This is a genomic window from Ruegeria sp. YKSD179 (assembly GCF_059612885.1).
This window is the reverse complement of sequence record NZ_JBXWRL010000061.1, coordinates 17278-27653: the sequence shown is the minus strand read 5'-3', so window position 1 is coordinate 27653 and position 10376 is coordinate 17278. Positions and strand designations below refer to the sequence as shown.

General features: G+C 49.5%; 9 protein-coding genes. 4 read left to right on the top strand and 5 right to left on the bottom strand.

The window, feature by feature from the left end:
* A partial coding sequence (locus AC2FNE_RS21385; protein WP_496806238.1) for a hypothetical protein occupies positions 1 to 222 on the top strand: 222 nt, incomplete at its 5' end.
* 595 nt (positions 223 to 817) lie between these two features.
* Here the strand turns inward: AC2FNE_RS21385 and AC2FNE_RS21380 are convergent.
* From AC2FNE_RS21380 to AC2FNE_RS21365, 4 genes are all read right to left on the bottom strand, one after another.
* Positions 818 to 2383 carry an arylsulfatase gene (locus AC2FNE_RS21380; RefSeq protein WP_496806237.1) on the bottom strand — a complete coding sequence of 522 codons (1566 nt, stop codon included), beginning with the start codon at positions 2381 to 2383 and terminating at the stop codon, positions 818 to 820.
* Between the two features lie 100 nt (positions 2384 to 2483).
* On the bottom strand, positions 2484 to 3317 hold the full coding sequence (locus AC2FNE_RS21375; RefSeq protein WP_496806236.1) for a hypothetical protein: 834 nt from the start codon (positions 3315 to 3317) through the stop codon (positions 2484 to 2486).
* 69 nt (positions 3318 to 3386) lie between these two features.
* Complete coding sequence (locus tag AC2FNE_RS21370) at positions 3387 to 5300, bottom strand: DUF3604 domain-containing protein (RefSeq protein WP_496806235.1); 1914 nt, start codon at positions 5298 to 5300, stop codon at positions 3387 to 3389.
* Entirely contained in the window at positions 5300 to 5716 is a 417-nt protein-coding gene (locus tag AC2FNE_RS21365) for a response regulator (RefSeq protein WP_496806234.1), read from the bottom strand. Before AC2FNE_RS21365 ends, AC2FNE_RS21370 begins: the two co-directional genes overlap by 1 nt.
* Positions 5717 to 6191: 475 nt before the next feature.
* Here AC2FNE_RS21365 and AC2FNE_RS21360 point away from each other — a divergent pair, with 475 nt between their 5' ends.
* Both AC2FNE_RS21360 and AC2FNE_RS21355 read left to right on the top strand, forming a co-directional pair.
* On the top strand, positions 6192 to 7715 hold the full coding sequence (locus tag AC2FNE_RS21360; RefSeq protein WP_496806241.1) for a two-component system sensor histidine kinase NtrB: 1524 nt from the start codon (positions 6192 to 6194) through the stop codon (positions 7713 to 7715).
* Positions 7708 to 8340, top strand: coding sequence for a response regulator transcription factor (locus AC2FNE_RS21355; RefSeq protein WP_496806233.1), 633 nt, complete (start codon positions 7708 to 7710; stop codon positions 8338 to 8340). The genes AC2FNE_RS21360 and AC2FNE_RS21355 overlap by 8 nt, the downstream gene beginning before the upstream one ends.
* A 162-nt stretch (positions 8341 to 8502) precedes the next feature.
* Here AC2FNE_RS21355 and AC2FNE_RS21350 read toward each other — a convergent pair whose 3' ends face one another.
* Complete coding sequence (locus AC2FNE_RS21350; protein WP_496806232.1) at positions 8503 to 9192, bottom strand: hypothetical protein; 690 nt, start codon at positions 9190 to 9192, stop codon at positions 8503 to 8505.
* 597 nt (positions 9193 to 9789) lie between these two features.
* Between AC2FNE_RS21350 and AC2FNE_RS21345 the strand changes: the two genes are divergently transcribed.
* Positions 9790 to 10371, top strand: a complete 582-nt coding sequence (locus AC2FNE_RS21345) for a DUF502 domain-containing protein (RefSeq protein ID WP_496806231.1) — start codon at positions 9790 to 9792, stop codon at positions 10369 to 10371.
* Positions 10372 to 10376: the final 5 nt, after the last annotated feature.

Below are 10376 nucleotides of genomic sequence, written 5' to 3'. Positions count from 1 at the left end.
TTGTCTGATGGCATTTCGGTGGGACTGGCTTGCGTCTGCTGGTTTAAACTTATCAATAACAATACTTTAACGGCCGGAGAAGGTTCGACGCCAGTCCTGTTCCCTCCGCCATTTGCCTTTGTTTATTTATTTTATATCAAGATCTTGTGTTTAACAGATGCGAGTCCGTCCCCCATTATGACCGCCATTTTCCATTGGAATGTATCGGACCAATATAAGTGAAAGAACAGTTTACAACTCAGTTTCTTAACGTGCGAAGTAAGCTTGCTAGACTCGAAGCTCTGGGCCGCGAGTCGTGTAGATACCCTAGGGGCGGTTCCAAAAACTATTGTCGAAGGGTGGTGACCGCGTGGAATAGACAGATTTCCCTGTGGTAGAAATTCGAAGTCGGCTAAGTCCAAGGATCGGCCACGGATATAGTAAAACTAATCCTACGGCCCGATGCAGCCAACGTCGGTTTTGCATATTGAAGCCGTTTTCTGACAGAAAGATTCAGATGACCGACTTGAGCCGATTGTGTTGAAAAACTCCGCCACTCAAAAATCGCTCCAAAAAATTAGAACAAATTCCCTGCAGGCCATCTTCAAGAAAACACTTTTTGAAATATACCACTTTTTCAGAACAATGTTCTGCCAATTCGGCCTTTCTCGGCGGAGCAATGAGTTTTTCAACACAATCAGCCCAGAGAGGCCGTTCAATCACCGCTTGGTAGCTGCGCAGCAGCGGCTGACCGCGTCGAGCTCAAAGTGGTAACATTAGTTTGAACGCGGCACTCGAATGGAGCGCCGCAAATCGTGGTTTAATTCTTTGCTGATTTTCAATTTCGGATTGGCGGCATTAAGCTTTCGAGTTTCTCAAACCGCTCAAGTGCGTCCGCGGCCCGAAGGCTATTGTAGTTTATGCCGGCAGCGTTGAGCGAGGCCCCGGATTGGAACGGAAACTCTCTGATCGTACCCAAAAAGTCTTTGATGACCTGTTGGATCGGCACGAAGAGCCACATGTTGTCGGCATACCAGCGCAGATATCCCATCTCGCCCTCCCAAGGCATCTGTTCATAGGGATCCGCCTTTAGGTTGATGACCATTGGCCAGCCAGTTGTTCGCCGCTCGCCCGTAGCAATATTGCCGTAGACACCAGCGAAATTGATCTTCCAATCTTCGTAACGCACGGCATTCAGTTCTCCGCCTTGTCCGAAATAGATAACTTCTTTGCGAGGCCCTTCCTCAGTTTCACCCGAAAAGAATGGGAGGAAATTATATCCATCGAGGTGAACCTGCCATTCTTTGTTGTTCGCGGTCATGCCTTCCTTCATTTGCGCAACCAGCCGGTTGTTTCCAGCCGCAGCTGCAAGCGTTGGCATCCAGTCCTCATGGGACATAATTTCGTTTATTATTGACCCCGGTTCGATCACACCAGGCCAACGTACGAATTGGGGAACCCGCATACCGCCTTCCCAAGTTGTACCCTTTTCGCCATGAAATGGGGTGATCCCGCCATCGGGCCAGGTGAAGCTTTCCGCACCATTATCTGTCGAATAAACAACGATGGTATTATCAGCGATCCCGAGTTCATCAAGCTTGTCTAGTAACTGACCGACTTGGCCATCGTGTTCGACCATCCCATCAGGGTAAAGCCCAATTCCTGTTACACCTACTGACTCTGGTTTCAATCGAGTCCAGACATGCATCCGGGTCGTAGTGACCCACGCGAAGAAAGGCTTTTCCTCAGAGACGCTACGTTCAATGAAGTCAAGTGCGGCACCTACAAACTCTTCGTCCGCAGTCTCCATCCGCTTTCGGGTCATGGGACCGGTATCTTCGATTGTACCGTCCGCGAAAGACCGGATCACACCACGGGGACCGTACTTCTCACGAAACTCGGGATCTTTGGGATAGTAGTAGGTTTCCGGTTCTTCCTCTGCGTTCAGATGGTAGAGATTTCCAAAAAACTCATCGAAGCCGTGGTTTGTTGGTAAATGTTTGTCTTGGTCACCAAGGTGGTTCTTGCCAAACTGACCTGTTGTGTATCCTTGATCTTTTAGCACGTCGCCGAGTGTCGGCGCCCAATCGGGAATCCCGTGATCGGATCCAGGCATACCAATTGTAAGGAGACCCGTTCGGAAAGGATGTTGACCCAGAACGAAAGCGGCGCGACCCGCAGTGCAGCTTTGATGGGCATAATGGTCCGTAAACAAAGCCCCCTCTGCGGCGATCCTGTCGATATTGGGAGTTTGGTACCCCATAATACCGTGACTGTAGGCGCTTATGTTATCTCTCCCAATATCATCTCCCCAAATCACCAGGATATTCGGTTTTTCCTGCGCCCAGGCGGATATCGGTGAAATAAGCATTGCCGTAAGCGCTGCTAAAACTTTGTTAAGCATATTTTCCTCTCCTCGAAATACCGGTACCCTTTTTTTTTGAGGTAGCTTTTCATTGGACGGATTGACGGAAACTTGTACGATAACGCAGTTTGAAACTCGTCTAGCCCTTGGGGAATAGAAGCTGCACTGTGAACCCAACTTGCCATTCTGGGGCGCTGTCTGGTCTTTCAACGTTATAGTAGGCTTCGGCGCGTAAATTGACGGGTTGATTGCCCCATTTGGTTATCTTTCCGGCGCCCCCACCGATTGGAAGCAGTAGCCTGTCACCCGATGGCGCATCCCAATTGTAGGTTATGACCATATCGCTGATCAGATACCAACCATTGTCCAAGTTGTAATTTATGAAGGGTTCCAGGAGTGTTTGATTCACGTCCTGACGATCACTGTCTCCTGCAAACGACCATAGATGTCGGATCAGCCCGCCATATGTTCCCCAGCCGGGTTGGTTGAGGGCTACTGCAGAAAGACCGGCACTCCACTTTCCACTCCCCAACCGGTCATCTGTTGCGCTGTCTGCAGTTATGGAAGGACCAATACCCCAAATCCATCCATTCACTGGTTTAACCGGGCTAATGAACAAAGTGTAGTTGATATCGCCCAAACCTGTAGTTCGACCTGACTGAGAGGGGCTGCCGATCCCTGAGTTGCCCGGCAACCCAGCAACACCACCTGGTGCGTCGTAGAGCGGGATGATAAAGCGTGACACAAGGTTCCAATCGCCAACCGTAACCGGAATTACAGGCTGAATCGCCAGTGAGTTTGCTTTCCCATTCGGTGCCCCATTGTCAAAAGAGAATTTAAAGGGGACGCTAATCAACGAACTGATTGGGTTCTGAACGGCGGCGCCCAGACTGCTGCCATTGTCCTGAGCCGCGACCGAACCTGCAACGAGCATGATGGCGGTCGCGACGACGGCCTGTGCGAGTTTCTTCATACTAACCTCCGTGTTAACCGCGGCAGCTCCGATCGTGTCTCGGAGCAGGCGCTGTGCCAGCGATCGGCCTTATGGCGTGTACCAAATGGGTGAGGTGTAGGCTCGCTCTTGGTGGCTGAGCGGAATCTCTCCTGACATTTCCATCTCGAAGAACTGCTGGTCATAGGCCTGCCATGTTGGCGTCGGGATTTCGAGAACGCGCGCATAATAAACTGACCGGTGATCTGGATTGAAATCTGGATCAGTCCAGACCACCCGCATTTCTGCCTCACCGATGTTGTTGAGCCAGGAAGCGTTCGCCTCATCGACCGTATTTCCAACTGGCCCGTCGCAACGGCTATCACTGCTGATAGCGCGATCTGCACAGGCGACGTCATAAATTCGTTCCTTACGTTCTCCCTTGTCGTCAACCCAACCTTTGATGATCTGAATGCGATCAAGGTTGCCGGACCAAGGGTCTTTCAGAGCACCGACCATAAAAGTTGGCGCAGATGCGTCGCCTCGGGTTGGTAAGTCGCCGCCCATTGGGACACCACGTTCATAACCGATCTCAACGGCGTCAGGCCGGTAAACTTCGTCTTCGTCATAGTCCCAACCGCCAAAGAACCGGACCGAAATGCGGGTACCGGTCGTTGCATATGTTTCTTTCCGCATCATTGCATCGAATAGCGCTTCGCGGGTGTTTTCTCGTGCCCACACCCCAGCAAGACCGGACGCCAATTCTTCATAGGCAAAAGTTGACAAGCTGTCGTCGCCAGAGAATGCCTTGATTACGTAGTGCTCCCAACGGTCTGGCATTGGTTCGGTTCCTGCGAATTTGCCCCAGTAATTTTCGTCACGAGTTGAAGCAAGCGCGGTGTGCGAGTCCGAGGCACCAATCATTCCAAACTTGAATGGGTTCTCGCCCAGTTCAGCCTCCTGTTGCAAACCTAGCTGCAAGGCCGAGCGAGCATATTCATGCGGCAACATTTCGGGGGTTTTTGGTTTCACGCCGGCGATGTCACCCTTATCCCAAGTTCCATAATCGGCGAACTCGTCTGTCATCGATAGGGCTGGATGCGTTTCACCGTCGCCTTTGATCTGTGTCACCTCGTAAAGAGGTTCCCACCTCATTCGCGTTTCAGCATATTCCTTGGTAAGCGGCTCTCCGTTAAGGCGTTCGGTGGCAAACATAAGCCCGTTCGACAGATTTCCGTTGTGGGGAATGGCAAGAACACTTCCGCCAGTCTCGTCCTCGTATGCCTGCATCCACGCCCAGAGGTCCTCGGGGTCCTTTGAGTCATAGGCAGAGAATGGTACGACACGATTCGCCTTACCAGCGTCGTCTTTGAATATGATGACCCGGTGAAGATTTGAGGGGTTCTCCTCAGTATTCAGTGATGTCCATTCATATCCAATCAAAGCGGTAAAGACCCCAGGTTCGTTGTGCCTGTCCGCGGCTTCTGTCTGACGCTCCCAGACATTTATTTGCATCTTTCGACTGCCAATAGGATCTCCAACGAACATGTAGCTGCCCCACTCACGGAATGCCTCGTAGCCTTCGCCGGCGTTGACCATGTCGTACCAACGTTTTCCATTTTCAGTGGCGAGCAGGTCAGGATTGGCCTCTGCAATGTATGGCGCAAGCCCAAGTGCTTCTGCGTGATCGGACACGACAAGGAAATCCAAGGGTCGGATCAGTTTGGCAGGTTGTCCGGTAGAACTGGTCACTTGTTCACCCTTGGCAAAAGCATAGGCATCGTCAGGACCGAGGAGATTGCCAATCATTCCACTGTCTGAGGAAAAACGCGTGTGCAGATGCGTGTCGCCCCAGAACACTCCTTCAGCGAAACTGGGCATATGTTCCGCCCGCTCCGCATACGGTGAATAGATCTTCGGCTTTGCAGGAATATCGTCCGCGTCAGGCGAAAGTTCAGTTTGAGCCCATGAAGCCGACCCATAAAACACGACTGAAAAAAGTCCGGCTAGAATAGCGTGTCTCATCAATTGCCTCCCTCACATAAACTATTGATTCCACTCAACCCTTTAGACGACTTGAGTGTCCTTTCGATCGCGTTGAAAAGATCATCGGCCTCAAACGGTTTTCGTAGACAGGGCACTATGCTTGCTGAGTTCGCATTGGCGATTACCTCGATATCATCCGACGCTGACATAAAGATAACCGGCACACTAAGCCTCTGCGCCATGATCACTTTTGGGACTTCGAGGCCGCTCCCAATTTTCAGAACAATATCGGCTAGAATGCACGAGTAGACGTTGTGTTTTAGCGCTTCTTGAACCTCAGGTACCGTCATAACGCTGTCCACTTCGTAACCCTGTGCACGGAGAAGTCGCCCTACCGCCTCTAGAAAGCCTTGATCGTCGTCGAGAACCAAAATTTTGTTTTGATTGGAGGACATCTCCGCCGCTCCCATTCCTGCCGTGAATTCTGGCGCTTGGTAAATCGGTGCGCATTGTCCAAAGGGACAATTGACAGCAAGTTTTTTGTGGGACGTAATTCCCTCGAAGCCGAAAACGTTTCTAATTTATTGAATAAAATGAGCAGTCGGTTAGCCTCAATCTGCTACAGGGAGCGCGACTGTGAGTATATTCGGAACTCTTTTTCCACTCGCCGCCGGTGTCGGATTGGTCATAGCATTTCTAAACTTTTTGATATGGTTCCGATTGAAGGACCAGTATGTGTTTCTTTTTGCAGGGGCTATGAGCTTCGCCGCTGGATTGGTAGCACTTTGCGAAGGTTTCAATTTTAACAATCCGATTATCAGCAGTTTTCAAAGCACTCTGAGGCTTCAAAACTATGCAATTGGGGTGACCTTGGTAAGCATGGTTTGGTACGTGCGTCTCCGCTTGGGAACCGGGCGCATGTGGTTGGCGGTGGCGATTTCGATTGCATGGACAATTGGCTTGGTTGCGAACACGTTAAGCACCGGGAATTTAACTTTTTCGATATTGAGTTCATTAAACTCTGATGTAACTGCCTGGAGTGAGAAGTTTGTTTCACCAATAGGAAACGCGCATCAACTAAGGATAATTGTTGATCTGACAATTCCCGCGATAATTGTCTTCTTAGTCGATGCAATGATTTCCGCGATCCGACGAGGGAATTCGCAAGCGGCTATCAAAGTTTGCCTGCCAACATTGTTCTTTATGGTAGTTGCTGGTGTGCATACTACCTTAGTGGACTCGGGCGTTTTAAAATCGCCATATGCGATCAGTTTGGTTTTTGTCGCAATATCAGTTCTCTTGGCCGCCGATTTGGTGAGTGGAGTAGCGCGTGTTGCCAAATTGAATACCCAGCTCAATATTGAACGTCAACGTTGGAACGAGCTTCTTAACGGAATAAATCTCGCCGTGCTTCGTATATCCAGTGACGGTAAAATTGAGTATGTAAATCCATTTTTAGAGACGATCTGTGAGCAAGCTGCCTCGGACCTAGTTGGAAAAACACCTGATGCATTATTTGCGTCGAATACCGCAAAAGAAGTGGAGGAGATCGCACGTCAATCCAAAGACTGGTCAAGTCGAAGCAATGTCCCACGCGAAATCGTAATCCCTGGAGGTAAGATAAGGAATCTCGTTTGGTTTAGTGTGGCCCTCAAAGACCTAACAGGTTCACCGGACGGGTTCATTACTTTCGGCCAAGACGTAACTGAACTGCGAGAGGTCGAGCTTGAGAGAGACGAAACTCTCAGAGAGCTGAGCAGGTTGTCGCGCGCACTTACCCTCGGTGAACTGGCTTCTACATTCGCACACGAATTGAGCCAACCTATAGCTGCTGTTCTTAGCAACGTTCAAAGCATGGAGCTCTTGAGAAGTTCAGGCAGACTGTCGGATGCCGAGTCCGAAATCATCCTTTCGGATATTTTGAAAGACGCTCGCCGCGCGCGAACTCTAATGGAACGAGTGAGGTCGTTTATGTATAATGAGCAGCCCGAAATGGATTACTTCGATCTCAAAGACGTCGTAGAAGAATCCATTGAAATGCTTCAACCCGAGGCCTTGAAGAACGGCGTTTCAGTGTCTGTGACGTCTCCAGAACACGAATTGACGGTATTTGGAGCCAAGCTTGAGCTTCAGCAAATGATAACAAACGTTGTTCTGAACGGAATTCAAGCGGCAGCAAAACAACCACACGGTAAAGTCGAAGTTGAGTTGAGTGTAGGTGAAAGCGAAATGATAACTTTGACTGTTCGAGACAATGGTGCAGGCTTGGAAGGCGACACGGAAAAACTATTTGATCCTTTTGTATCTTCAAAAGCGCGTGGGACCGGCATCGGCTTGGCGGTTGTACGACGAGTGGTAGAAAGACACGGTGGTGAAGTAATTGCGGGCAATAGCGCTGCTGGCGGCGCGAAATTTGATATCCACATTCCAAAAATGGAGGAATCAGTTGCATGATCACCCGCTAAACCGAGACGTGGTCGTAGTGGACGATGATGTTTCGGTTCTTTCAGCTATCTCGAAACAACTGCGTGTTCTGGGGTTTTCAGTAGAGGCATTTGAAGATCCCGCAAAAGCAATCGAATACCTATCGTCTGGTTTTGGAAAATGTGTACTGCTTGATCTTTCGATGCCGAAATTGAACGGTTTGGAAGTTCAAAGAAGAATTGCGGAACAAAACAGACCGCTGGCGATTGTGTTTCTAAGCGGTCGGGGCACCGTTCCGACAGTCGCTGAAGCGATGAAGCTAGGGGCTGTCGACTTTTTAGAGAAACCAGTCGAAGCCGAAGACCTACACAGGGTCATCACCCAGTCTCTGCAAATGGTCCAGATTGAAGAAGCAGAATATGCCTATTTTACTGCGGCTAAACTCGCTTATAGCTCTCTTACTAGTCGACAAAGAATTGTTTTTCACGAGTTGACACAAGGACGAAGTAACAAAGACATTGCAGTATTCTTAGGGGTGTCGGAGCGAACAATAAAAGCGCATCGCAGCGAAATACGTAATAGATTGGGAGTTGAGAGCGTGGCTGAGATGGTACGCCTAGAATACTCCCTGAGAAAGTCACAACCGCAAAAGTGAACCGAAGCTATTTGAGCGATCGGAAATCGTTTTGACGTGAGTTTACAATTTTTGAGGCACTTTACTTTTCCACCTTTAGTTCCGTCGCCAATTCGATGTCCTATAGCGCAATAAATCGGTTAATGCTAACAACACCTGTCTGACCGCGCGAGTTCAATTTCTTTAGATCAAACCTGTCCCCGTCACGAAAAATAACGCTGCATCGGCAACAAGAAAGATTCCCAAGGCAGCGAGCATAAGTGGCATCAGACGCGCCATTAACGCCTCAACATACGTGTTTACTCTTTCGAGCAGCGGCAGGACTGACGTACCTAAAATCGCGACTAATAGAGGCACAAGTGCAAACGGTACTGAATACAAAAGATTGTACAGCAATAGGTTCGGCAAAACGAAAGGCTCCCCAAACCTCATTAACTGGTTGATGAACGCAAAGTAGGGAACCGCGAAGGGGGCACCCACAAAGTTGATAAACGCACCAAAAAGGAAGTGATGGGTCAATCCCCCGGTCTCAGTCCGAGGCGATTTTTGAGAATGATCAGGAGGCTTAATCCGCCACCGCCACGCGATCCAGATTAGGATAAGTCCCAGCAGAAAACCGATGATGTAGTCGCCGGGCTCGGGGTTCATTATCCGATCAAATAGCGGCGCAAACCACTTTCCAATGAATTGAGAAAGCCCAAATATGATGAATACACCGAATACGAAATAGCTAACGGTATGGCCAGCGATGACAGCAATTGCCTTTGCATAAGGTCGTGCAGACGACATGCAAACAACTACGGCCGCGAGCAGAACGGGGTTTGCAATATCCACGAGCAGAATTGGAAAAGCGACTGTCCAAACACTCAGCATTTTGATTTATTTCCGCGAACTGGCAAAGGTTGAACACGACTAGTCATCAGTTTTTCCAACTTCTATTCGATAACCCCGAGCCAATCGGGTGCACGTGCGGCAAAGCGTACAACTGTAGAAATCGGTGACTGTGACACAGTAATCCGTATTCTGCTAACCGCCGTTTTTCAACTGTCGCTTTGTCCTACCGGCTGTCTCCGGGCATTAACACCTATATGATGACATATCGAAATCTACCATTGACACAGATCAATGAAAGCAATGCTCACCGCACCTAAGTTACGGCGTTAACTCCCAATACAAGACGTTGCACGCCAAGAACATGTAACTAGAGGCTCGTTTCTGGCTCAGAGCTACTTTTGCAGCCCGAAATCGGTCACTCAAAAAATGCAAAAAACAGGGGACTAAGAAAATGGAATTTTTTAAGGGGGGACACTTGCTGATACCGATCGGTGGTGGAATTGGCAGAGTGACGAACTGGTGGAAGCAGCCGGTCAAATCCGACGCTGAAATATATTTCAGTGTCGAGCGGCCAACCAACGTGCCCGAGTGGAAAGTTGGACTCCCGATACGATTTCTTTTCCCAAAGAGTTAAGCATGCTTCGGACCACGCTGATAGGAGGTATTCTGTTCCTGATACCATTTGGTATTTTGGTTCTTATTCTGAGCGAAGTTTTTGAGTTGGCCCTTTTCCTTGTCGATCCAATCGCAGAGCTATTCCCAAACGAAGACTACCTGGGTATTTCCATTGGTCTAATACTTGCCGTAATCCTGTTGCTCGTTGTTTGTTTCGTCGCTGGAATGATGGCTCGAAGCGCTATGCTGTCCGGTGTCTCTGCGCGCACCAACCAGCTTCTGGAAGCTATTATTCCAGGGTATCGAATGCTTCGAGCTCGTATTGCCGCAATTATTTCAGACAACAATGACATCGAAACCCCTAAAGTCATCACAGCGACAGTCGGCGGGCTTCGGCGGTACGGGCTTCTCATGCACGAATTCAAAGACAGCGGTGAAGCCTTAGTGTTCTTGCCGGGCGCACCCAATACAGAGTCCGGTATCCTTGGGAAGTTGCCGATGTCAGAGATAGAGTTCGAGGACATGCCTGCGCACAAGATGGAACATGCGTTTCGGTTCTACGGACGCGACCTGTATGAGACGGAGCAGACGTCAAAAAAGTGACCGCT